This window comes from Pseudenemella bisphenolivorans, assembly GCF_051133435.1.
GTDB lineage: Bacteria > Actinomycetota > Actinomycetes > Propionibacteriales > Propionibacteriaceae > JAAYAO01.
Genome location: NZ_JBPGNY010000005.1, coordinates 221,185 through 244,864, shown reverse-complemented (window position 1 = coordinate 244,864; position 23,680 = coordinate 221,185). Strand labels below are relative to the sequence as shown.

The 23,680-nt window shown below is 67.2% G+C and carries 18 protein-coding genes and 1 pseudogene; 13 read left to right on the top strand and 6 right to left on the bottom strand.

All coding sequences use genetic code 11. The features are described from left to right. Positions 1-3: 3 nt before the first annotated feature. Positions 4-762 carry a potassium channel family protein gene (locus tag ACR4XW_RS13400; protein WP_434761064.1) on the bottom strand — a complete coding sequence of 253 codons (759 nt, stop codon included), beginning with the start codon at positions 760-762 and terminating at the stop codon, positions 4-6. Between the two features lie 8 nt (positions 763-770). After that, on the bottom strand, positions 771-1,442 hold the full coding sequence (locus ACR4XW_RS13395) for a potassium channel family protein (protein WP_434761063.1): 672 nt from the start codon (positions 1,440-1,442) through the stop codon (positions 771-773). Positions 1,443-1,524: 82 nt separating this feature from the next. On the opposite strand from ACR4XW_RS13395, the gene ACR4XW_RS13390 reads away from it, so the two are divergent. The 8 genes from ACR4XW_RS13390 (at position 1,525) to thrC (ending at position 10,248) form a co-directional block, all read left to right on the top strand. Beyond that, on the top strand, positions 1,525-2,217 hold the full coding sequence (locus tag ACR4XW_RS13390; protein WP_434761062.1) for a copper homeostasis protein CutC: 693 nt from the start codon (positions 1,525-1,527) through the stop codon (positions 2,215-2,217). 62 nt (positions 2,218-2,279) lie between these two features. After that, complete coding sequence (locus ACR4XW_RS13385) at positions 2,280-2,663, top strand: nuclear transport factor 2 family protein (RefSeq protein ID WP_434761061.1); 384 nt, start codon at positions 2,280-2,282, stop codon at positions 2,661-2,663. Positions 2,664-2,674: 11 nt separating this feature from the next. Further along, positions 2,675-3,040, top strand: a complete 366-nt coding sequence (locus ACR4XW_RS13380) for a nuclear transport factor 2 family protein (protein WP_434761060.1) — start codon at positions 2,675-2,677, stop codon at positions 3,038-3,040. Between the two features lie 33 nt (positions 3,041-3,073). Further along, positions 3,074-3,925, top strand: a complete 852-nt coding sequence (locus tag ACR4XW_RS13375; RefSeq protein ID WP_434761059.1) for an alpha/beta fold hydrolase — start codon at positions 3,074-3,076, stop codon at positions 3,923-3,925. Continuing rightward, positions 3,922-5,085 (top strand): class I SAM-dependent RNA methyltransferase, encoded by a 1,164-nt coding sequence (locus ACR4XW_RS13370; protein WP_434761058.1) that lies wholly within the window; start codon positions 3,922-3,924, stop codon positions 5,083-5,085. The genes ACR4XW_RS13375 and ACR4XW_RS13370 overlap by 4 nt, the downstream gene beginning before the upstream one ends. 110 nt (positions 5,086-5,195) lie before the next feature. Beyond that, positions 5,196-7,991 carry an aconitate hydratase AcnA gene (gene acnA, locus ACR4XW_RS13365; RefSeq protein WP_434761057.1) on the top strand — a complete coding sequence of 932 codons (2,796 nt, stop codon included), beginning with the start codon at positions 5,196-5,198 and terminating at the stop codon, positions 7,989-7,991. Between the two features lie 134 nt (positions 7,992-8,125). Further along, on the top strand, positions 8,126-8,842 hold the full coding sequence (rpe, locus tag ACR4XW_RS13360; protein ID WP_434761056.1) for a ribulose-phosphate 3-epimerase: 717 nt from the start codon (positions 8,126-8,128) through the stop codon (positions 8,840-8,842). After that, entirely contained in the window at positions 8,842-10,248 is a 1,407-nt protein-coding gene (gene thrC / locus ACR4XW_RS13355) for a threonine synthase (RefSeq protein WP_434761055.1), read from the top strand. Before rpe ends, thrC begins: the two co-directional genes overlap by 1 nt. A gap of 70 nt (positions 10,249-10,318) precedes the next feature. Here thrC and ACR4XW_RS13350 read toward each other — a convergent pair whose 3' ends face one another. From ACR4XW_RS13350 to ACR4XW_RS13340, 3 genes are all read right to left on the bottom strand, one after another. Next, positions 10,319-11,896 carry a peptidase M16 family protein gene (locus ACR4XW_RS13350; RefSeq protein ID WP_434761054.1) on the bottom strand — a complete coding sequence of 526 codons (1,578 nt, stop codon included), beginning with the start codon at positions 11,894-11,896 and terminating at the stop codon, positions 10,319-10,321. Between the two features lie 74 nt (positions 11,897-11,970). Then, the gene (locus ACR4XW_RS13345) at positions 11,971-13,437 is read right to left on the bottom strand and encodes a peptidase M16 family protein (RefSeq protein WP_434761053.1); all 1,467 of its coding nucleotides are present in this window, start codon (positions 13,435-13,437) and stop codon (positions 11,971-11,973) included. A gap of 116 nt (positions 13,438-13,553) precedes the next feature. Then, complete coding sequence (locus tag ACR4XW_RS13340; protein WP_434761052.1) at positions 13,554-14,390, bottom strand: PAC2 family protein; 837 nt, start codon at positions 14,388-14,390, stop codon at positions 13,554-13,556. 108 nt (positions 14,391-14,498) lie between these two features. Here ACR4XW_RS13340 and metH point away from each other — a divergent pair, with 108 nt between their 5' ends. The 5 genes and pseudogenes from metH to arc all read left to right on the top strand — a co-directional run bounded on the left by metH (position 14,499) and on the right by arc (position 22,949). Further along, positions 14,499-18,017, top strand: a complete 3,519-nt coding sequence (metH, locus tag ACR4XW_RS13335; RefSeq protein WP_434761051.1) for a methionine synthase — start codon at positions 14,499-14,501, stop codon at positions 18,015-18,017. A gap of 167 nt (positions 18,018-18,184) precedes the next feature. After that, a complete protein-coding gene (locus ACR4XW_RS13330; RefSeq protein WP_434761050.1) occupies positions 18,185-18,856 on the top strand; it encodes an HAD family hydrolase in 672 nt (223 codons plus the stop codon). A gap of 10 nt (positions 18,857-18,866) precedes the next feature. Continuing rightward, entirely contained in the window at positions 18,867-20,351 is a 1,485-nt protein-coding gene (locus tag ACR4XW_RS13325; protein WP_434761049.1) for an ABC transporter substrate-binding protein, read from the top strand. A gap of 25 nt (positions 20,352-20,376) precedes the next feature. Further along, a pseudogene (locus ACR4XW_RS13320) lies at positions 20,377-21,270 on the top strand (tRNA (adenine-N1)-methyltransferase); the annotation flags it as partial. Beyond that, the gene (gene arc, locus ACR4XW_RS13315; protein WP_434761048.1) at positions 21,267-22,949 is read left to right on the top strand and encodes a proteasome ATPase; all 1,683 of its coding nucleotides are present in this window, start codon (positions 21,267-21,269) and stop codon (positions 22,947-22,949) included. The pseudogene ACR4XW_RS13320 and the gene arc, both read left to right, overlap by 4 nt. Positions 22,950-23,075: 126 nt before the next feature. On the opposite strand, the gene ACR4XW_RS13310 is transcribed toward arc, so the two are convergent. Beyond that, positions 23,076-23,642, bottom strand: a complete 567-nt coding sequence (locus ACR4XW_RS13310; protein WP_434761047.1) for a hypothetical protein — start codon at positions 23,640-23,642, stop codon at positions 23,076-23,078. Between the last annotated feature and the right edge of the window lie 38 nt (positions 23,643-23,680).

The window sequence follows — 23,680 nt, the reverse complement described above, 5'->3', positions numbered from 1 at the left end:
GGATCAATCCCAGCGCTCGACCGTGCCCTCGGCGGGCTCCTCCTGGACGGCCACGGTGCCCGAACCCAACGGGGTCGCCGGGGTTTCCGGGGGCACCACGACATTGCCCTGGGGCGACAACATCGACGTCACTTCTTGTTCGACGTCCTCGGTGATCACGAACAACACCTCGTCACCGTCGGTCAAGGTGTCGTCGAGGTCGGGTGCCTGGCCGACCCCGCCCCGGATCACCGCCACCAGCACCGCACCGGTGGGCCATTGCAGGTCACCGATCCGGCGCCCGAGCACCGGTGATTGCGGCGGCAGGGTCATCTCCACCAGCGACGTGCCGCCGGCGAAGGAGAACAGCCGCACCAGATCGCCGACCGACACCGCCTCCTCGACCAGGGCGGCCAACAGCCGTGGGGTGGACACCGCCACGTCCACGCCCCAGACCTCGTCGAACAGCCACTCGTTCTTCGGGTGGTTCACCCGACCTACGGTCCGCGGCACTCCGAACTCGGTCTTGGCCAACAGGCTGTGCACCAGGTTCGCCTTGTCATCGCCGGTGGCGGCGATGGTGACGTCGTAGCTGTCGAGTTCGGCCTCCTCCAGGGCCGACATCTCACAGGCATCGGCGAGCAACCATTCGGCATCGGGTACCGAATCCCGGGTGATGGCCGAGGGATCCTTGTCGATCAGCAGCACCTCGTGGCCACTGACCACCAGTTCGGTGGCGATGGACTTGCCGACATTGCCGGCTCCGGCGATCGCGATCCGCATGATCTCTCCTAACGCTTCGCCGGGGCCCGGCCGAGGATGTCCTCGACCTCGGGGGTGCGCTCGGTTTCCACCGCGGCATAGGCCAGGTCACCGTCCTGGAAGACGGTGCGGTCGTGGGTGACCAGCCCCTGACCCTGACGTTGCAACATCGGGATCGGGGTGGCTGCCGCTGCCTGCATCTCGCTGATCCGCCGACCGACCCAGTCGGGGTGCACCCGCACCTCGATCAGCCGTACCTCCCCGGACGGGTCACGCCACACCGGTTCGGAGCCCTCCGGCAGCAGCCGGCGCAACATCTGATCGGTGGTCCACCGCACCGTGGCGACGGTGGGAATCCCGAGTCGTTCGTAGACCTCGGCCCGTCCGGTGTCGTAGATCCGGGCCACCACGTTGTGCACATTGAAGGTCTCGCGCACCACCCGGGCGGCGAGAATGTTCGAGTTGTCCCCGCTGCTGACTGCGGCGAAACCGTCGGCCTCGACGATCGACGCTTTGGCGAGCACCTCCCGGTCGTAGCCGACACCCTTGATGCTGCGACCCCGGAAGTGCTGGCCCAGTCGACGGAAGGCGAGCGGGTCCCGGTCGATGATCGCGACACTGTGGCCGCGCTTCTCCAGGGCGAGGGCGAGCCCGGAACCGACTCGTCCGCAACCCATGATCACGATGTGCACGCTGCCCATTGTGGCCCCGAGGTGACCATTGCGGCCAGCGGGAAGGCCGTGACTCGGGTCACCGGCCATGCCCGGGTGGCAAGCTGGGGTGATGAGCGTGCTGGAGGTCATCGCATTGGACGCCGCCGACGCCGAGCGTGCCGAGGCCGGTGGCGCCGACCGGGTGGAACTGGTCGGCACGATGGACGATGACGGTCTCTCACCCGACCCACGCACCGTCGCGCGGGTGCGGGCGGTCACGTCGATCCAGGTGCGTCCGATGGTGCGACTGCGCGCCGGATTCGGCGGCGATGGGCAGAGTGTCCGGCTGCGGGAACTGATCTCGTCCTATCTGGACGCGGGTGCCGACGGGGTGGTGCTGGGCTTCCTCACCCCTGACAACCGGGTGGATCTCGACGTGATGGGTGATCTGGTGGGGGACGGGTCGTTCGCCTGGACCTTCCACCGCGCGATCGACCACTGCGCCGATTCCGATCGGGCTTGGGCCGAGATACGTTCGCTGCCGGGCCTGACCCAGGTGCTCACCGCGGGCTCGGCCTCCGGGGTCGGGGACGGTGTGGCGGCGCTGCTCAGCCGAAGCCGGGCCGATGCGCACATTGCTCGGCTGATCATGGCCGGCGGCGGCCTGGAGACCGCCCATGTGCCCAAGTTGGTGCGCGCGGGGGTGCGTGCCTTCCACATCGGGTCCCCGGCTCGTCCGGGAGGCTCGTTCAGCGAGGGCGTCGATGCCGACCTGGTGCGCACCTGGCGAGATCTCATCGACGCGGAGGCCGCGAACACCTGAGCGATCCCGGCCAGCGGGGAGTTTCGTGACCTGCATCACCCCCAGTGGGTACGTTGGAGGCTATGGACATCGCCGACGTTCCTAACGCTTCGCTCGCCGCAGTGCGCGATGGCGACAAAGAGGCCTGGCTCGCCCTGTTCACCGAGGATGCCGTCGTGGAGGATCCGGTCGGATCCGCGCCCTGGGACACCCCCTTGGGGCAGGAGCAAACCGGTAAGGAAGCCATCGGTTGGTATTGGGATGCCTTCACCCAGCCCCAGGAAGCGTTCGACTTCGAGATCCATTTCCAGGTGGTCGCCGGACGCGAAGTCGCGGCCTACGCCACCTTGCGCACGACCTTCGCCAATGGCAAGCAAGGCACGGTGGATTGCATCAGCATCTACACCGTCGACAACCAGGGGCTGGTGACCTCGCTGCGTTCCTACCGCGACAAGACCGGAGTGTGACCCGGATGAACATGGCCGATGTACCCCTCGCCTCGCTCACCGCGGTCAAGGAACGCAATAAGGAAGCCTGGCTGGCTCTGTTCGCCGACGATGCGGTGGTCGAAGACCCGGTCGGCCCCTTCGAATGGGACCCCGAAGGTGTCGGCCAGCGCGGCAAGGCCGCGATCAGTGATTTCTGGGACATGTTCAGCGCTCGCCAGCAGTCCTTCGACTTCGACATCAAGCACCTGGTGGCGATCGGTAAGGAAGCTGCCGTGCACGTCCGGCTGAACATGACCTATGCCGGTGGCGCCCAGGGCAGCGTGGACGCGATCAACCTCTACCGCGTCAACGACGAGGGCAAGGTTGAATCCCTGCGATCGTTCTGGACCCGCTGACCAGCGCCGACCCGGCCCGGTAGCGTGAACGGCATGTCCGAGTTCACGCCGCAACCGCTGCGCATCCGCGTTGGCGAGTTGATCTTCGACGCCTTGGTATCCGGCCCGCCGGACGGTGAGCCGGTGCTGTTGCTGCACGGTTTTCCGCAGACCATGGCGATGTGGCGGCCACTGCTGGACGACCTCGGCCGACAGGGGTACCGGTGTGTGGCCTTCAACCAGCGTGGCTACAGCCCGGACGCCCGTCCCGACGGCGTTGAGGCCTATCGCACCGACGAGCTGGCCGGCGATGTGGTCGACGTGCTCGATCACCTGGGCTGGGAGCGTACTCACCTGATCGGACACGACTGGGGAGCCGCAGTGGCCTGGCGGGTGGCCCTGGCCGCCCCCGAACGCCTGCGCACCCTCAATGTGCTCTCGGTGGGCCACCCCGAAGCTCTCAGTGAGGCGATCGGATCCGATGACGATCAACGTTCCCGCTCCGACTACATCGGCTTCCTGCGCCGGCCGGACGCCGCCGAGTTGTTGCTGGCCGATGATGCGGCCCGGCTGCGGGGATTCTTCGCCGATTCACCGGCCGCCGACGAACTCGGCGACACTCTCGAGGTCTTGGGCGAACCGGCAGGTCTGGACGCGGCCCTGAATTGGTATCGCGGCGCCGGCCGCACCGAACCCGGCGCACCGAAGGTCAACCTGCCGGTGCTCTTCCTCTGGTCGGACAACGACCCCGCCCTCGGCCGGGTGGCTGCCGAACGCACCGGCGACCACGTGGCCGGCCCATACCGGTTCGTGGTGCTGGAGGGGATCAGCCACTGGATCGTCCAAGAAGCTCCGGGACGGGTGCTGGCCGAGGTCAGTCGACACATCTCCGAGCACGGCTCGTGACCGATCCGAATGAGCGGGGCCAGAGCGAACAGGGCCCGAGCGAGCAGGGCCCGATCGAACTGACCATCGGCCCGATCGCCCACGGCGGACACTGGGTGGCCCGCCATGACGGACGGGTGGTTTTCGTCCGACATGTATTGGAGGGCGAACGGGTGGTCGCCCTACCGACCGACACCACGCGTGACCGGTTCTGGCGCGCCGACGCGGTTGAGGTGCTGCAACCCGCGCCGGAGCGGGTGACTCCGGTCTGCCCGATCGCCGGACGCTGCGGTGGCTGTGATTTCCAGCATGTCGACGCCCAAGCCCAGCGTGACCTGAAAACTGCGGTGCTGGCCGAACAACTCGACCGTTTGGCCGGGGTGCAGTGGGCCGGGACGGTGCAGGAGGTGCCCGGGGGCAGCACCGGGTGGCGCACCCGGATGCACTACCGCACCGACGAGCAGGGACGGCTCGGCATGCGCGCCCACCGCTCCCACGATCTCGTCCCGCTGCCCGATCAGGGCTGTGCCATCGCCGCTCGACAGTTGCCGCGCGATGGTTGGCCGCCGCATGCCGACGTCCGGGTGGTGGGGGAGTCGGTGCTGATCGACGGGGAGTTGCATCAGGGGCCCGAGACCCTCACCGAACACGCGGCCGGGCGTACCTGGCAGGTCGCCGCCGACGGCTTCTGGCAAGTCCACCCACATGCCGCCGACGTTCTCTCCGAAGCCGTGATCGGGGCACTCGATCCACAAACCGGGGAACGCGTCCTGGATCTGTACTGCGGGGTCGGTCTGTTCGCCGGCGTGCTGGCCGACCACGGGGTGACCGTCCAAGGGGTGGAGAACAACCGGGCCGCGGTCGAACTCGCCGGAAGCAATGTCCCCGAGGCTGAGTTCATCGCCGGACGGGTCGAGAGGACGCTGCCGAAAGTGTGGCGGCGGGCCGATGTGGTGGTGCTGGATCCACCCCGAGCCGGAGCCGGACGGGCGGTGGTCGATCAGATCGTGCGGCGCCGTCCGCGGGCGGTGGCCTATGTCGCCTGCGATCCGGCAGCGCTGGCCCGTGACGTGGCCCATTTCGCCGATCGGGGCTACCACTTGGCCGGGCTGCGGGCCTTCGACCTGTTCCCGATGACCCACCACATCGAGGCGGTCGCCCAACTGTTGCCCGCGAACTGACCCCTCCCACCCCAAGCGTTCCGTAGTAATGAAAGGATCGCCCAAGGCAGTGGTCAAGGTCGCCGCTTGATGGTATCTTGACTTCAAGACAACCGATCCGGGGAGCTGCGATGAGTGTGAACAGTCTGGGGGCGAAGGCCAACCTCGAGGTGGCCGGCCAGAACTACGAGATTTTCCGGCTGGATGCGGTGGAAGGCTCTGAGAGCCTCCCGTACAGCCTGAAGGTGCTGCTGGAAAACCTGTTGCGCAATGAGGACGGCGCCAACATCACCGCCGACGACATCAAGGCCCTGGGATCCTGGGACCCGAATGCCGAGCCGGACAAGGAAATCCAGTTCACCCCGGCCCGGGTGATCATGCAGGACTTCACCGGTGTGCCCTGTGTGGTCGACCTGGCCACCATGCGCGAGGCCATCGTCGAACTCGGTGGCGACGCCGCCCGGGTCAACCCGCTGTCGCCGGCCGAAATGGTGATCGACCACTCGGTGATCGCCGACGTCTATGGTTCGGCCGACGCGCTGACCCGCAACATCGACATCGAGTACGGCCGCAACCGGGAGCGTTACCAGTTCCTGCGCTGGGGTCAGACCGCCTTCGACGACTTCAAGGTCGTCCCGCCCAGCCAGGGCATCGTCCACCAGGTCAACATCGAGCACCTGGCCCGGGTGATCTTCCCCCGCGAGGTCGACGGTGTGCTGCAGGCCTACCCCGACACCTGTGTCGGCACCGACTCGCACACCACCATGGTCAACGGCCTGGGTGTGGTCGGCTGGGGTGTGGGTGGTATCGAGGCCGAGGCCGCCATGCTCGGCCAGCCGGTCTCGATGCTGATCCCGCGCGTGGTCGGCTTCAAACTCTCGGGTGAACTGCCCGAGGGTGCCACCGCCACCGACCTGGTGCTGACCATCACCGAGATGATGCGCGCCCACGGCGTGGTCGGTAAGTTCGTCGAGTTCTACGGCTCCGGGGTCTCCCAGGTGCCGCTGGAGAACCGCGCCACCATCGGCAACATGAGCCCCGAATACGGCTCGACCATCGCGGTCTTCCCGATCGACTCCAAGACCACCGACTACCTGCGCCTGACCGGCCGCACCGAGGAACAGATCTCCTTGGTCGAGACCTACGCCAAGGAGCAGGGCCTGTGGCACGACGACAACCGCGAACCGAAGTACTCCGAGTACCTCGAACTGGACCTGGCCACCGTGGTGCCCAGCATCGCCGGCCCGAAGCGCCCGCAGGACCGGGTGTCGCTGTCGGAGTCGAAGACCGCTTTCCGCGCCGCGCTGAAGGACTACGCCGGTGCCGAGGGCTCGCAGAGCGTTGAGGAGTCCTTCCCGGCCTCCGACGCCCCCTCGCACAACGCCACCGCCGCCGAGGTGAAGGGCCAGGAGCCGGTCGGTGCCGGTTCGTCCGAGGGCCGTCCCTCGAAGAAGGTGCCGGTCACCCTGGCCGACGGCACCAGCTTCGAACTCGACCACGGGCACGTCACCGTCGCCTCGATCACCTCCTGCACCAACACCTCCAACCCCTCGGTGATGCTGGGTGCTGCGCTGGTGGCCAAGAAGGCGGTCGAGAAGGGCCTGATGTCGAAGCCGTGGGTGAAGACCACCGTGGCCCCCGGGTCGAAGGTCGTCACCGACTACTACGCCAAGTCCGGGCTGCAGAAGTACCTGGACGAGTTGAAGTTCAACACCGTCGGCTACGGCTGCGTCACCTGCATCGGTAACACCGGCCCGCTGCTGCCGGAGATCTCCGAGGCGATCAACGACAACGACCTGTCGGTGGTCTCGGTGCTGTCGGGTAACCGCAACTTCGAGGGCCGGATCTCGCCGGACGTGAAGATGAACTACCTGGCCTCGCCGATGCTGGTGATCGTCTACGCCCTGGCCGGCACGATGGACATCGATCTGTTCAACGAGCCGCTCGGCCAGGACGCCGACGGCAACGACGTGTTCATGCGCGACATCTGGCCGACCGAGGACGAGATCCAGGCCGTGATCGCCGATTCGATCTCCCCGGAGATGTTCCAGGACCGCTACGCCGACGCCTTCGCCGGCGATGCGCAGTGGCAGTCGCTGCCCACCCCCGAAGGTGCCACCTTCGACTGGGATCCCGACTCCACCTACGTCCGCAAGGCCCCGTACTTCGACGGCATGCCCGAAAACCCCGAGCCGGTCACCGACATCGAGGGCGCACGGGTGCTGTTGAAGCTGGGCGATTCGGTCACCACCGACCACATCTCCCCGGCGGGTTCGATCAAGGCCGACAGTCCGGCCGGCAAGTACCTCACCGACAACGGTGTGGAGCGGGCGGACTTCAACTCCTACGGTTCGCGCCGTGGCAACCACGAGGTGATGATTCGTGGCACCTTCGCAAACATCCGGCTGCGCAACCAGATCGCCCCGGGCACCGAAGGCGGGTTCACCCGTGACTTCACCCGCGACGACGCCCCGGTGACCTCGGTCTTCGAGGCCTCGGAGAACTACCAGGCCGCCGGCATCCCGCTGGTGGTGCTCGGTGGCACCGAGTACGGCTCGGGCTCCTCGCGCGACTGGGCCGCCAAGGGCACCGCCCTGCTGGGGGTTCGTGCGGTGATCACCGAATCCTTCGAGCGGATCCACCGGTCGAACCTGATCGGCATGGGCGTCCTGCCGCTGCAGTTCCCTGCCGGCGAGAATGCCGACAGCCTGGGCCTGACCGGCGAGGAGACCTTCTCGATCACCGGCGTTACCGCCCTGAACGAGGGCACCACCCCCAAGACCGTCAAGGTCGTGGCCACCAAGCCGTCGGGGGAGACCGTCGAGTTCGACGCGGTCGTCCGGATCGACACCCCGGGTGAGGCCGACTACTACCGCAACGGCGGCATCATGCAGTACGTGCTGCGCAGTATCGCCAAGAAGGCCTGATCGCGGTCTGATCTGACCTGACACGAGGCCCCGGCGGCGGATTCGTTCCGCGCCGGGGCCTCGTGCTTGCCGGGGTGCCGACCACTCCTACGGGTGGACACCCGGGCCCGCTGCGGCTGGGTAGGCTGGGGGTCGTGGGGATCAAGATTCTGCCGTCGTTGTTGTCCGCCGACTTCGCCAACCTGCAACGAGACATCGAGAAGGTTGGTAGTGCCGATGGGTTGCACGTGGACGTGATGGACAACCATTTCGTCCCGAACCTCACCTTGGGCCTGCCCGTGGTGGAGTCGATCCGGCGGGTCACCGACAAGTTCATCGACATGCACCTGATGATCGAGGACCCCGACCGGTGGGCCCCCGCCTACGCCGAGGCCGGAGCCGAATCGGTCACCTTCCACGTCGAGGCCGCCCATGCCCCGGTGCGGTTGGCCCGCGAACTGCGCGCCCTCGGAGCCCGGGCCGGGATGGGGTTGAAGCCCGCCACCCCGATCGAACCCTACGAAGATCTCTTCCCCGAGCTGGACGTGCTGCTGCTGATGACGGTCGAGCCAGGCTTCGGCGGGCAGGCCTTCCTGGACGTGGTGCTGCCCAAGGTGCGGCGCACCCGAGAACTGTTGCGGCCCTACGGCACCGACATCTGGTTGCAGGTGGACGGCGGGATTTCGGAGAACACGATCGATCGGGCCATCGACGCGGGGGCCGACGTTTTCGTTGCCGGCTCGGCGGTGTACCGTGCCGACGACCCGGATGCGATGGTGCGCAGCCTGCGCTCTCGCGGTGAAGGTGTCACCCACGAGCTCCGGGCGATGCCCTGGGCACAACGAGCTTTGTCGGCAGGAGACCAGGCCTGATGCTGTACGTATCCACCCGAGGAGGCGGAGAGCCGCGCCACTTCAGCGACATTCTGCTGGAGGGTCTGGCCCCCGACGGCGGGCTGTTCCTGCCCCAGCGCTACCCGCGCGCCGATCTGCCCGGCTGGCGCGCCGCTTGGCGCGACGGGGGATACCCGGAGTTGGCCGCCGCAGTGTTGTCGGAGTTCATCGACGACATCCCGGCCGATGACCTCACCCGGCTGTGCCACGACACCTACACCGAGCAGACCTACCGCGACCCCCGGATCGCCCCGCTCAACCCGCTCGGCGAGCAGATGTACCTGCTCGGCCTGTCGAACGGCCCGACCCTCGCCTTCAAGGACATGGCGATGCAGTTGCTCGGGGCGTTGTTCGAGTACGAACTGGGCCGACGCAACTCCCACCTCAATATCCTCGGCGCCACCAGCGGCGACACCGGCTCGGCGGCCGAATACGCGATGCGAGGGCGCACCGGAGTTCAGGTGTTCATGCTCAGCCCGCACGGACGGATGAGCGCCTTCCAACAGGCCCAGATGTTCTCTCTGGACGACCCGAACATCCATAACATCGCGATCCGTGGCGTCTTCGACGACTGCCAGGATCTGGTCAAGGGCATCTCGGCCGACCTGCGGTTCAAGCGCGCCCACCACATCGGCACGGTCAACTCGATCAACTGGGCCCGGGTGGTGGCCCAGGTGGTCTACTACGTCGCCGGCTGGGTGCAGGCCACCGAGACCGACGATCAGCAGGTCACCTTCGCGGTGCCGACCGGCAACTTCGGCAACATCCTGGCCGGGCACATCGCCAAGCAGATGGGGCTACCGGTCAAGCGGCTGATCCTGGCCACCAACGAGAACAACGTGCTGGACGAGTTCTTCCGCACCGGCACCTACCGGCCCCGTCCGGCCAAGGAAACCCACGCGACGTCCAGCCCGTCGATGGACATCTCCCGGGCCAGCAACTTTGAACGTTTCGTCGCCGACCTGCTGGGCCGCGACGCCGACGCCCTGCGCAAACTGTTCGACGAGGTGCGCACCCACGGCTCCTTCGCGGTCGACGCCGACCAACTGGCCCGGTGCCGTGAGGAGTTCGGGTTCGTCTCCGGGAGCAGCACCCACGCCGACCGGCTCGCCACGATCAAACGGATCGATGCCGAACACGGCCGGGTGATCGACCCGCACACCGCCGACGCGGTGCACGTCGCCGACCAACACGCAGGGGACGAGCCGGTGATTGTGCTGGAGACCGCGCTGCCGGTGAAGTTCGCCGAAACGATCCGTGAGGCGATCGGGCGCGACCCCGAGATGCCCGAGGACTACCGAGGCTTGGAAGACCTGCCCCGCCACGTCGACGTCCTCGACAACGACCTGGAAGCCCTGCGCGACTACATCACCAGCCGAGTCTGACACGTCCACCGGGCTGGACCAGCGCCAAGAGGTGCCATGCAATCCGGCCCCGAAGGTGGCAGGGCTGGCGCTAGCGGGTGCTTCGGTTTCTCCACAGGAGCGCCGCAATGAGCGCGATGGCGGAAGGTGTGTACAGCAGGAGGCCGGCGACTCCCGTGTACTCGTCGTGGCCGCGCGAGCCGACCCAAATATGCGTTGCCGTGATCGCGGTCACTACCACGATGGTCACGATGGCGATTGCGGCCCAGATCAGCGGTCGGAGGGCGCGGCGCAGACGGCTCGGGGGTTGGGGAATGAATTCTTCGGGACGGGCTTTCTCCGGCACGACGAGTCTTGGTGGCACCATGTCGAGGACGTCGGCCACCAGTTGTGGCCCATCGCGCCAGATCGTGGGTTCGATGTTCAGGCGGGCTCCGTCACGACGGAACAGGGACACCCCACCGTCCTCGAAATGCACTGCTGCCACGATCTGTTCGGGCAGTATCGACAGCGTTTCTTCGTGGTCGGGGTCGTGGTATCGGATTCCATCACCCACCACCATCCGCTCCCGCTGGTCGATCCCGGGTCGGGGGCGGTAAGACTTACCAGTGATGTCGACCGGCGTGATCCGCTGGCTGTCGGTCAGGTCGTCGGAGGTGAGACCGGGCCCAGCCACGGTCAGCGACCGACGAATCCCTGCGGCTGCGGCGCGCACATCGTCAGCCGTGATCGACCGGAGGTCGGCAAGGTGCTCATCAACCGTACGCAGCGGCATGCCCAGCAGTTCGTTCTCAGCTTCACCGGCCGCCCAGCCGATTCCGGGTTCCAGCTCTTGCAAGTCGCGGAACTCCCGGTCGATCTCGCCGTGAGCGGGGCCGGAATCCGCCAGGGCGTCCAACTGCCGGCGCAACTCCCTGGCGATGTCGGGGGCCGTGCCGGCTTGAGCATCACACACGATGCCGACCAGCGCGTCGGTGCCCACGGTCAGGTACATCGGCTTGGCCCCATAGCTGATGCCTCGTTCCTGACGCACGTAGCGATTGAGTCGACTTGCCCACAAGGTGCTCAGTGCTCGGGCGGCGTAGGTGCGCTTCAGATGGCCGGTGGCGATGATCGTTTCGTCGTGAAGGCCGAATTCCATCGTGTGCGGGTACTTACCCCGGCGCGGCCGGAAACTCGGCACCGGGCGGAGCGGCCCCTCCGGCAACCGGACGTGGACCTCGAAGTCGGGCGGCGCGGCGATCGCCAACCTCGCATTGCCGGCGTTCACGTGGCGAACGGCGAACCGAACCACCTCGGCCACGGTCAACCGTGCCAAGCCGAAGTGGGGGGTCATCATGAGCCCCGGCCCGACCGGGCCGAATCGGTCGTAGACGGTCGCGGCGACCAGACCCCCGGTGGGTTCGGGTTCGTCGCGCAGCGCCGCAATCAAAGTAGCCAGGTCGCGCGGGTCCGGACTGCGCAACCTCCACAGCAATTCCTGCATCCGTTCGGCGGCAACCTCCGGATCGGCTTCCACCACCACGGTGGTGGTGGCCAGACCCCACTCGACCTGGATGGAGACGTCCGGCTCAATGGGAAAGGAATGCACCGCGTTGAGGACAAGAACGTCGAGGATCCCAGCCGTGGCGAGGTGTTGGTCGGCGATCCCCATCCGGATCACTGCCACTACCTGGACGGTCGGTTCATCACGCCCCACCCGATGTGCGGCAATCGGGACCCCGGTGCGCGCTGGCCCGATGCTCACCGGTTCCGCCGTAAGCGCTGTCGAAGACCCGGTCGGCCGGGTATCAGATCCACGTCGCGACCCGGCTGCCACAACAACTGTCGGGGCGGAGTGACCTGATCGATGCGTCGCACCAGCAGGTCACCGCGGCGCCACAGGTTCGGCTCGATTGCCATGGCGTACCCGTCATGACGAATCACCTCACGCAGCCCATCCGGCCAAGCCAGCACCGCCGCACAGTCGGCAAGGTCAATCGTCATCCGATGTTGGTCGCGCAGGTGCGCCCAGTGCAATTGCGAGCCTGCCATGGTGATCAGCTCCGGTGCGGCAAGGGCCGGAAAACGCGCACCGGACAACTCCGGGTCTTCGAGTCGTGGTCGTTGGAGCCAGTGAGGGACACCCTGCTCACTGACTGCGCCGACCAGCAGACTGTCCAGCATTCTCTGCGCCACGGCGGCGACCTCCTCCGGACGCGTCGCTTCGATTTCCTCACGCAGTTCCGGGGCTCCGAGGGGCTGACCGTTCACGAGCAGGGATTCGGCACGCATCCACGGTTCGGCGTTTCCCGCTCTGCGTCCGGCCAAGAACCGGATGCCAGCGCGCTTGATGGCTCCCAGCTCCTGGTCGTCAACACCCTGGTCGGCGACATGATGAGCAGCCCGCAGCAGCGCTTCCGAACACATCTGCACCTGTTGTTCGGAGGCGCTGCACGACATCATCATCAGGGCTTCATCGGCGGTGACGTGTTCAGCCACGCAGTCGGTGTCACGCGGCAGTCCGGTGGATGTGCGCACCTCGTCCCACCCCCTTCGGCTCAGTGCCATCGCGGCGAGCCGGGCCGACAGGCCTCGCGGGACCAGGCCCTGCAACACGACTCCACTGGGTTCCCGATACCAAGAGTTCGGCGGAGCCACCGCACGATACTGCGGCACCGGTATCCGCTTCCCGGGAGGCAGCCCTGCCAGGGACAGTGTGTCCGGCACCGGCCCGTCGATGGCCAGGGCGGCGTTTCCGGTCGTGAAGTACCGCTGCACGACCGCTGCGAGAGCGTCGGGCTCGGCGGACATCAGACCGACCTCACCGAAGCCCAGTAATCCGATCCCCTGGGCACCGAACCGCTCGAGGAACGCTCGGGTCACCAAATTTGGCCCCTTGGTGCGTGCCTCGGCACGTAGAACGTTTCGCTCATGGGTAATCCGTTCCGAATCCATTCGGGTCAGGGCTGCAACGATTCCCCGCAAGGCCAGACCAACCTGTTCCGATTGGCCCCGTACGTCCAAGGTGGTCAGTAAGGGTCCGACCGACCCGTTGACCTGCACCAGCGGGTACTGGGCTGATTCCAGGACGGCATGCTCGATCAGATGGAGCCATCCGGCGGTCGGCAGGGTCTCGTCGACCCGACCGGCCCGAAACATCAAGCTCGCAGTGACCTTCGAAGTGGTCGCCGGGCGCTCGAAAACGGCCACACCATCGAGCATCTGCACGCCGCACACGTTAGTGCACCCCGACCGAGCCGCTTGGCATTTCCCGCCGCCGCCCCCGACGACCGTTCAGCCGGACGCAAGGCGTATCGAACCGTGCGGCGACACGGCCGGAACGGTCAGGCCTCGCGGCGGCGCAGATAGCGTTCGAACTCGGCGGCGATCGCGTCCCCGGAGGCCTGGGGGAGTTCGGCCTCGTCCTGCTCCTCGGCCAGCGCGGCGACGTACTCGGAGATCGCCGGATCGGATTCGGCCACTTCGTTGGCGCTGCGCTCCCAGGCTCGGGCCAGTTCGGGCAGATCGGCCAGATCGAGGTGCAGTTCGCTGATGTCCTCGACATGGCGCAACAGGGTCAGCGCGGCCTTCGGGTTCGGTGTCGACGCCACGTAGTGCGGTACCGACACCCACGCCGAGGCCACCGGAATGCCGGCGAGTTCCAGGCGGTGGCTGAAAATGCCGGTGATCCCGGTCGGCCCCTCGTAGTCGGACCCGATCAGCCCGTGGGCGCGTTGCAGGTCGGGGTTCTGGGAGGTCACCGACGACGGCAACGGACGGTTGTGCAACACATCGGCCAGCAAGGCCCCCAACATCAGGGCAAGCTTCGGACGGGCGGGCGCGAGCATCTCGGTGAGTACTCGGCAGAACCCGTCCCACCGGTACGACGGCTCCGGGCCAGCGACCAGGATCACGTCCCGGTCGGCGATCCGGGTGGCCATCACCTCGGTGGTGGGCCAGGTGAACCGGGCTTCGCCGCCGGACCGGGTGACCACCGGGCGGGTCACCTGGAAGTCGTAGAAATCATCGGGGTCCAGGGCGAACACCTGCTCGGCGTTGTAGGTCTCGGCCAGATGATCCACGGCGTCGCTGGCGGCAGTTCCGGCATCGCTCCAGCCACTGAACGCGGCCACCACGATCGGTTCGTGCAGGCTGCGCAGCACCGAGGACGGATTCACCATGCCCGACACTGTAGCCGTCCGGACGCAACAGCAAAGCTCTGTGCAGCACCTTCGGCCTGAGGTTCGGACGATGCGGTAGTACAGGCGCGCGCTGCCTATCCTGTCCCAATGACCAAATTGCTCGTTGCTCCCGATCAGCTCAGCGCAGTTGACCGTGCCCGCGCCCTGCGCGAGGCACTCGCCACCCGCGTCGTGGTGGCCGATGGGGCGATGGGCACCATGTTGCAGAACTACGACCTCGACCTGGACGAGTTCCGAGGCTTGGAAGGCTGCAACGAGATGCTCAGCCTGACCCGTCCCGATGTGATCGCCGAGATCCACGACGCCTACTTGGCCGCCGGCGCCGATTGTGTCGAAACCAACACCTTCGGCACCAACCTGGCCGCTCTGAACGAGTACGGCATCGCCGACCAGCTCGAAGAACTTGCCGAGGCGGCCGCCCGCATCGCCCGCGAGGCCGCCGACCGGCACAGCACGCCGGAGCGTCCCCGCTGGGTGCTCGGCTCGGTCGGCCCGGGCACCAAACTGCCCACCCTGGGTCACGTCCGCTTCGCCGAACTGCGCGACGCCTTCGGTCGGCAGGTCAGCGCGATGCTCGCCGGCGGTATCGACGCGGTGCTGATCGAAACCAGCCAGGACCTGTTGCAGACCAAGGCCGCGGTGATCGGGGCCAAGCGGGCCCTGGCCGCCGCCGACCGCACCGAGGTTCCGATCATCGCCCAGGTCACCGTCGAGACCACCGGCACCATGCTGATGGGCTCGGAGATCGGGGCGGCGTTGACCACTCTGGAGGCTCTCGGTATCGACCTGATCGGCCTGAACTGCGCCACCGGCCCGGCCGAGATGGCCGAACACCTGCGCCACCTGGCCCGCAATGCCCGGGTGGGCATCTCGTGCATGCCGAATGCCGGCCTGCCCGAACTGACCTCCGAGGGTGCCCGTTACCCGCTGCAGGCCAACGAACTGGCCGATGCCCTGGAACGCTACGTCGACGACTTCGGCCTGGCCCTGGTCGGTGGCTGCTGCGGCACCACCCCGGAACACATCCGACAACTGTCCGAACGGGTGGGCGGGCGGCCGCTGGCCGAACGCACCCCGGCGCCGGTGCCGTCGGTGTCCTCGCTGTACCACGACGTACCGCTGACCCAGGACACCTCCTACCTGTCCATCGGCGAGCGCACGAACGCCAACGGCTCGAAGGCCTTCCGGGAGGCGATGCTGGCCGAGAAGTGGGACGAATGCGTCGACATCGCCCGGGAACAGACCCGCGAGGGCGCGCACCTGATCGACCTGTGTGTCGACTACGTGGGCCGCGACGGGGCCGCCGACATGGACCAACTGGCCTTCCGGCTGGCCACCTCGTCCACCCTGCCGGTGGTGCTCGACTCGACCGAACCCGAGGTGCTGCGGGCCGGGCTGGAACGCCTCGCCGGCCGATGCGTGATCAACTCGGTGAACTACGAGGACGGCGACGGGCCCGACTCGAGGTTCGCCAAGATCATGCCGATGGTGCGCGAACACGGCGCCGGGGTGGTGGCCCTGACCATCGACGAGGAGGGGCAGGCGCGCACCGCCGATTGGAAGGTGCGGGTCGCCGAGCGGCTGATCACCGACCTCACCCAGAACTGGGGCATGCGTGAATCCGACATCATCGTCGACTGCCTGACCTTCCCGATCGCCACCGGCCAGGAGGAAACCCGCCGCGACGGCATCGAGACGATCGAGGCGATCCGCCGGATCAAGGCCGCCCACCCCGAAGTGCACACCACCTTGGGCGTGTCGAATGTGTCCTTCGGGTTGAACCCGGCCGCCCGCCGGGTGCTGAACTCGGTGTTCCTGCACGAGTGCGTCGAGGCGGGCCTGACCTCGGCGATCGTGCACACCGCCAAGATCCTGCCCATGAACCGGATTCCCGAGGATCAACGGCAGGTGGCCCTGGACCTGGTCCACGACCGCCGGGCCGACGGCTACGACCCGCTGACCACCTTCCTGGAGATGTTCGAAGGCGTCACCACCGCCGACGCCAAGGCCGAGCGGGCCGCCGAACTGGCCGCGCTGCCGGTGACCGAGCGGCTGCAGCGCCGGATCATCGACGGCGAGGCCAAGGGCCTGGAGGACGATCTGGCCGAGGCGCTGGGTGAGAAGGGCGCCCTGGCGATCGTCAACGACGACCTGCTGGCCGGGATGAAGGTGGTCGGTGAACTGTTCGGCTCGGGCCAGATGCAGTTGCCTTTCGTGCTGCAGTCGGCCGAGGTGATGAAGCAGGCGGTGGCCTACCTGGAACCGCACATGGAGAAGACCGATTCGGCCGGCAAGGGCACGATCGTGCTGGCCACGGTGAAGGGCGACGTCCACGACATCGGCAAGAACCTGGTCGACATCATCTTGACCAACAACGGGTACGCGGTGGTGAACCTGGGCATCAAGCAACCGGTCACCACGATCATCGAAGCCGCCGAGGAACACCGGGCGGACGCGATCGGCATGTCCGGCCTGTTGGTGAAATCGACCGTGGTGATGCGCGACAACCTGACCGAACTCAACGAGCGAGGTCTGAGCAAGTACCCGGTGCTGCTCGGTGGGGCCGCGCTGACCCGCGCGTTCGTGGAGAACGACCTGCAGGAGTTGTATGCCGGCGACGTGCGCTACGCCAAGGACGCTTTCGAGGGTCTGCGTCTGATGGAGGCTGTGATGGCGGTCAAGCGCGGTGAACCCGGTGCAGCCCTGCCGGCCCCGCGCAAGCGGCGGGTGCGTCCGGTCGACCGGCCCGCAACCCCCGAGGCGCCACTGCCGGCCCGCTCGGATGTGGCCGAGGATGTCGACGTGCCCACCCCGCCGTTCTGGGGATCGCGGGTGGTCAAGGGCGTGGCCCTGAAGGACGTCGTCGGTTGGTTGGACGAACGCGCCACCTTCCTGGGCCAGTGGGGGCTGAAGAGTGCTCGCGGCGGACCCAGCTACGAAGAACTCGTCGAAAGCGAAGGTCGGCCCCGGTTGCGGATGTGGCTGGACCGGCTGCACACCGAATCGATCACCGAGATGGCCGTGGTCTACGGCTACTGGCCGGTGTGGTCCGAAGGTGACGATCTGGTGTTGGCCGACCCGGACGCCCAGGACACCGAGATCGCCCGGTTCACCTTCCCGCGCCAGTCGCGGGGACGGCACCTGTGCCTGTCGGACTTCTTCCGGTCCAAGGAACTGATGGAGGCCAAGGGCCCCGACGTGCTGGCGATGCAGTTGGTGACGATGGGCCAGACGGTGTCGGAGAAGACCGCCGAACTGTTCGCGGCCAACTCCTACCGCGATTACATGGAACTGCACGGACTGTCGGTACAGCTCACCGAGGCCCTGGCCGAGTACTGGCACTCGCGGGTGCGCAGCGAACTCGGCCTGTCGGGCACCGACGCCGATGTGGAGTCGATGATCCGCGATCAGGCCTACCGCGGTTCGCGCTACTCCTTCGGCTACCCGGCCTGCCCCGACCTGGAGTACCGCCGCACCCTGGTGGATCTGCTGGATCCGTCGCGGATCGGGGTGGAGCTCAGCGAGGAACTGCAGTTGCATCCGGAGGAGTCGACCGATGCCATCGTGGTGCACCACCCCGAGGCGAAATACTTCAATGCCCGATGAGGGCGTTGAACGATGGCGCAGCAATGCCCGATGAGGGCGTTGAACGATGGCGCAGCAATGCCCGATGAGGGCGTTGAACGACGGTGCAGCAATGCCCGGTAAGGGGGTTGCGTGAGGGCGCGGCTATGCCTGCGTCCGGGGTGGTCGTGGATGACACAATGGCATTCATGACCAAAACCCCGGCCGCAGTGTTGTGGGATTTCGATGGCACCCTGATCGACTCCGAACCGCTCTGGCAACGAGCCCACGCCCGGATTGCCGAGGAGTACGGCGGCACTTGGAATGACGAACTCGCCGCCGGGATGCACGGCTTGGCCTGGCCGGCCGCGGCCCGGTACCTGCTGGACTGGGTCGGAGCCGGCGACGAACCGGTGCAGCAGGTTTATCAGCGATGGCTGGACATCGTCCCGGCCGGGCTGCGCGAGGGCGTCACCTGGGTGCCGGGTGCCCGCGAACTGCTGGCCGAGATGCGTGCCGAGGGCATCACCTGCGCGGTGGTCTCGGCCTCCTACCGCGAGATTCTGGACGCGGTGGTGGACGGCATGCCGACCGACACCTTCGCCACGATGATCGCCGGCGATGACGTCACCCGGGGCAAACCTCACCCCGAGCCCTACCTGCTGGCGGCCGAACGCCTCGGCGTCGACCCGCGCGATTGCCTGGTGATCGAAGACTCCGTGGGTGGCTGCGAGGCCGGCAATGCCGCCGGGGCGGTCGTACTGGCCGTTCCCTCGGAGCACCCGGTGCCACCCGCACCACGCCGCGTACAGTTGCCTGATCTGGCCGGGGTTCGGTGGCGCGATGTTCTCGCCACCACCGCACCGGCCTGGGACGAGTGATCAGGAACCGATGAGATTCAAGCGTGTGGGCATGCTGGCGGCCGCGATGGCGCTGGCGTTATCGGCCTGCACCGACGAGCCCGGCCCACCCGAACCGCCGCCCTCGCAGGAGCCACCCGCTTTCGTGGTGGCCACCACCGTGCCGGTGCGCAATACCGACCCGGTGACGGCCGCCGGTGGGGCCGACCAGGATTTCGTGGTCAACGTCTTCCAAACCCTGATGAAGGTGCCCCCCGGAGCCCAGGTGTTGAAACCCGACCTGGCCACCGACTGCGGCTTCTTCGACGGCGTGTTGATCTACACCTGCACGCTGGATCCGGAGGCGAAGTTCGCCGACGGCAAACCGCTGACCGCCGACGATGTCGCCTTCTCGATCGAACGATCCCGCCGCCTGCACCCCGTCGACGGCCCCGGTTCACTGTGGGGCTCGCTGGACAAGATCGAGGTGGTCGACAAGACCACCGTGCGGTTCCGACTGACCCGGCCCGACTCCCAGTTCGGTTTCGCCCTGGCCACCCCCGGTGCGGCGATCGTGCCGAAGGCGGTGTATCCGCCCGACAAGGTGCTGGACAACCCGGCCCAGACCCTCGGGTCGGGGCCCTACCGGGTGACTTCCTACCGGGCCGACCGGGTCGAGTACGAGGCCAACGAGCATTACGCCGGCGACACCCCAGCCCGGGTGTTGCGGGTCGAGGTTCCGGTCTACCCCGATTCGGCCTCGGTCGAGGAAGCGATGCGGGCCGGCGAGGTGCAGGCGGTCTGGCGCGGGTTGAGTTCCCAGGCGCACACCCGAATGGCACGCCAGATCGAGGCCAATGGTGAACACACCGACGGTGGCTTCGCACGCATCACAATCGCCGGGGGACGGGTGCACCGGCTGATGTGGCAGGACTCCTCGTCCCTGGGTGGTGACCCGGTGGTGCGCCGACTGGTGCGAGACGCCCTGCAGGACGAACGCACCCTCGACTCGATCGTGCCACCCCAACTGCCCGGCCACCGCAGCAGCTTCGTCGAAGGCGGGCAACCCGACTTGGCGGTGCCCCCCGGCGAGCCCCGCGAACTGCGGCTGGTGGTCGAACCGACCGCCCCCGACGCCACCGACCAGGCCTCCACCGTCCGCAGCCGACTCGAGGAGACCGGGGCGCTGCGGGTGACAGTGGTCGATCCGGGGGAGCCCGCCGACCTGGTGCTCACCGACGACCCGGCCCCCAACTCCACCGCGATCGCGTGGGCGCGTCCGTACCTCGACCGTCCCACGCACACCACGGTGACGCCGTTGATGCTGCTGCGCATCGCCTACGGTGAGGCCACCGACGAGGCCACCCGAGACACGTTGATGGGCCGGATTCAGGCGATGGCTGCGCTGGATGCGACCGTGGTGCCGGTGTGGCAGAGCGATGAGCACCTGTACATCGGGCAGGGTTATGTCTACGACACCGGGGAGATCCAACCCGGGTGGCAACTTGGATTCTGGGGGTTCCGCACCATTGGCTGAGCAGGACTGGACGGGAGTACGCACCGGAGACCTGATGGCCGGCGAACGGGTGACCCTGTCGGACAACAAGGGCCGCACCCACTCGGTGGTACTCGAACCCGGGGGGGTCTTCCACACCGCCAAGGGTGCAATCAGCCATGACGACCTGATCGGCGGATCCGAAGGTGTGGTGGTGACCTCCAGCGGGGGGTCCTGGTATCTGGTGATGCGCCCCTTGCTGGAGGAGTTCACCGTCACCATGAAACGTGGCGCCGCGGTGATTTATCCCAAGGATGCGATGCACATCCTGATGCAGGCCGACATCTTTCCCGGAGCGCGAGTGCTCGAGGCCGGGGTCGGGTCGGGAGCCCTGACGATCAGCCTGCTGCGTGCGATCGGGGAACGCGGCACCCTGTATTCCTACGAACGTCGCGACGACTTCGCCGCGATCGCCGCCCGCAACGTCGACGGCTTCTACGGTGGCCGGCATCCGGCCTGGCAGTTGCGAGTGGGCGACCTGAACGAGGCGATCGGCCCCGAACCGGTCGACCGGGCGATTCTGGACATGCTCGCCCCCTGGGAATGCATCGACGCGGTCGCCGAACGACTCGTACCCGGTGGGGTGCTGTGTTGCTACGTGGCCACCACCACCCAACTCGGTCTGGTGATGGACACCTTGCGGGCACACCGGGGATTCACCGAACCGCAGGCCACCGAAACCACCGTCCGCCGCTGGCATGCCGAAGGTCTGGCGATCCGACCGTCCCACACCACATCGGGGCACACCGGTTTCCTGATCTTCACCCGTCGGCTGGCACCGGGAGTGCATGCTCCGGCGCGGCGCCGCCGTCCGGCCCCCGGCGCCTACGGCCCCGACTACACCGGCCCCCGACCGCCCGGGGTGGAGGCGGTCGACACCGAGGACGGGGAACAGCAGTGAGCCGCGAGACCGAACTGTCGGCGCAGGTGTACCGGTTGAGCGAGGAACTCGATCAACTGCGGCTGCGCGACGAGCGACAGCGCAGCGAGATCGACCGGCTCGAACGACGCCTCGCCGAGGCCCGGGAGAAGGCCCGCGCCACCGCCAACCGCGGCGATCGGCTCCAGGAACTGCTCACCGAGGCCCGGGAACGGTTGGTGAAGCTGCGCGAGGAGGTCGAATCCCTCGGTCTGCCGCCGAACACCTTCGGCACCTTCCTGGGGCTGGTAGCCGAAGGGGTCGCCGACGTGTGGTCGCAGAGCCGCAAACTGCGCGTGCAGATCGCCCCCGACCTGGACACCGCCGAGTTGGAGCCCGGCCGGGAGGTGCTGCTCAACGACACCATGTTGCTGGTCGGGGTGCTGCCGACCACCGAGGTCGGGGAGGTGCTCACCTTGAAGGACACCCTGCCCGACGGCAAACGCGCGGTGGTGGTGGCCCCCGGCGATGACGAGACCGTGGTGCGGCTGTCCGAAGCGGTGCTGGCCGGGCCGTTGCGTCCGGGGGATTCGCTGTTGGTCGACCGCAAGGTGCAGATGGCCTACGAGCGGGTACCGAAGATCGACGTCGAGGATCTGGTCCTCGAAGAGGTGCCCGACATCGGCTACGGCGACATCGGTGGCCTGGGCACCCAGATCGAAATGATCCGCGATGCGGTCGAACTGCCCTTCCTGCACCGGGAACTGTTCGCCGACTACGACCTGGAACCCCCCAAGGGAATCCTGCTGTACGGGCCGCCCGGATGCGGCAAGACGATGATCGCCAAGGCGGTGGCCAACTCGCTGGCCACCTCTGTGCGCGACCGGGGTCAGGCCAATGCCCGCTCCTTCTTCTTCAACATCAAGGGCCCCGAACTGTTGAACAAGTACGTGGGGGAGACCGAACGCCAGATCCGGTTGATCTTCCAACGGGCCCGGGAACGTGCCGCCGACGGCATGCCGGTGATCGTGTTCTTCGACGAGATGGACTCGCTGTTCCGCACGCGCGGCACCGGGGTGTCCTCCGATGTCGAGAACACCATCGTGCCGCAGTTGCTCAGTGAGATCGACGGGGTGGAACGACTCGCGAACGTGATCATCATCGGTGCCTCGAACCGTGAGGACATGATCGACCCGGCGATCCTGCGCCCCGGTCGCTTGGACGTGAAGATCAAGATCGAACGCCCCAACGAACCGTCGGCCCGCGACATCATCGGAAAGTACCTCACCGACCGGTTGCCGGTGGCCGAGGGCCACACCCGCGAGGAACTGATCGACGCGGTGGTGAATGACATCTACGCCGAATCCGACGAGAACCGCTTCCTCGAAGTGACCTACGCCAGCGGTGACAAGGAAGTGTTGTTCTTCCGGGACTTCGCCTCGGGGGCGATGTTGCAGAACATCATCAGCCGGGCCAAGAAGATGGCGATCAAGGATCGCCTGGAAACCGGCCGGGGCGGCATCTCACCGACCCACCTGCGTCAGGCCTGCCGCGACGAGTTCAGCGAGAACGAAGACCTGCCGAACACCACCAACCCCGACGACTGGGCCCGTATCTCGGGCAAGAAGGGGGAACGGATCGTCTACGTGCGCACTCTGGTTTCCACCGGGGGTTCGGGACGCACCATCGACACGGTGGGCAACACCGGCCAATACCTCTGAGCCACCCCGGGGTGGATGAAAACGCACCCCTCGGCCCGGTATGCGGTGCGTTTGAGGTCTGTGGGAGGTCGTGGGGTGCGTTTTCATCCGGGCAGGTTGGTTCATCCAGGCAGGTGGCGCATTCCGTCACAGAGTGGCCGCGAAGACCATCAGCGCGATGGCAATGCCCATCAGGCTGAGGGCGAAGCCGATCATCACCGAGAAGAAGACGATCCCCTTCGGCTCCTGCTCGACCAACCCCATGTTGCCGTCGGTGAACTGGTGCAGCGGCGGGGCGTAATAGACCCTCACGAGTTCACCGGGTCGCACATCGACATCCAGCGCAGCCTGGCCATAGCGGCGCAACAATCGGGTGTGGGCCTCGATGCGGTGGCGACCGGGCGGTACCGGAACGGTGACCGGGGAACCGAGGCGTGCCCCGGAGATGCGGCGGCCGTCGATGGTGACCACCGGAGGGATCATGCTGGGCGCGAACACATTGCCCTGTACGACGAAATCGATATGGCCGACCGGTGCAACCTGCCCACCGGGCACCTGTCCGTAGGATGCCGGTCCACCCGGTACCGATGGTGCGGGTACCTGTGCGTAGGGCGGTTCTGGGTAGGGGGTTTGTGCGTTGGGCGCCCCGCCGAGCCAGTGGTCACCGGGCTGCTGGGCAGGCGGAAAACCCGGGCCCTGGGGAGGCTGTGTCATGGTCGTGATCGTACTGATGGACGGGTCCGGGTCCGCCC

Coding starts and splice junctions, on each gene's coding strand:
- ACR4XW_RS13400 (WP_434761064.1), bottom strand. CDS start 762: ATGCGGATCGCGATCGCCGGAGCCGGCAATGTCGGCAAGTCCATCGCC.
- ACR4XW_RS13395 (WP_434761063.1), bottom strand. CDS start 1,442: ATGGGCAGCGTGCACATCGTGATCATGGGTTGCGGACGAGTCGGTTCC.
- ACR4XW_RS13390 (WP_434761062.1), top strand. CDS start 1,525: ATGAGCGTGCTGGAGGTCATCGCATTGGACGCCGCCGACGCCGAGCGT.
- ACR4XW_RS13385 (WP_434761061.1), top strand. CDS start 2,280: ATGGACATCGCCGACGTTCCTAACGCTTCGCTCGCCGCAGTGCGCGAT.
- ACR4XW_RS13380 (WP_434761060.1), top strand. CDS start 2,675: ATGGCCGATGTACCCCTCGCCTCGCTCACCGCGGTCAAGGAACGCAAT.
- ACR4XW_RS13375 (WP_434761059.1), top strand. CDS start 3,074: ATGTCCGAGTTCACGCCGCAACCGCTGCGCATCCGCGTTGGCGAGTTG.
- acnA (WP_434761057.1), top strand. CDS start 5,196: ATGAGTGTGAACAGTCTGGGGGCGAAGGCCAACCTCGAGGTGGCCGGC.
- thrC (WP_434761055.1), top strand. CDS start 8,842: ATGCTGTACGTATCCACCCGAGGAGGCGGAGAGCCGCGCCACTTCAGC.
- ACR4XW_RS13340 (WP_434761052.1), bottom strand. CDS start 14,390: ATGGTGAATCCGTCCTCGGTGCTGCGCAGCCTGCACGAACCGATCGTG.
- metH (WP_434761051.1), top strand. CDS start 14,499: ATGACCAAATTGCTCGTTGCTCCCGATCAGCTCAGCGCAGTTGACCGT.
- ACR4XW_RS13330 (WP_434761050.1), top strand. CDS start 18,185: ATGACCAAAACCCCGGCCGCAGTGTTGTGGGATTTCGATGGCACCCTG.
- ACR4XW_RS13325 (WP_434761049.1), top strand. CDS start 18,867: ATGAGATTCAAGCGTGTGGGCATGCTGGCGGCCGCGATGGCGCTGGCG.
- ACR4XW_RS13310 (WP_434761047.1), bottom strand. CDS start 23,642: ATGACACAGCCTCCCCAGGGCCCGGGTTTTCCGCCTGCCCAGCAGCCC.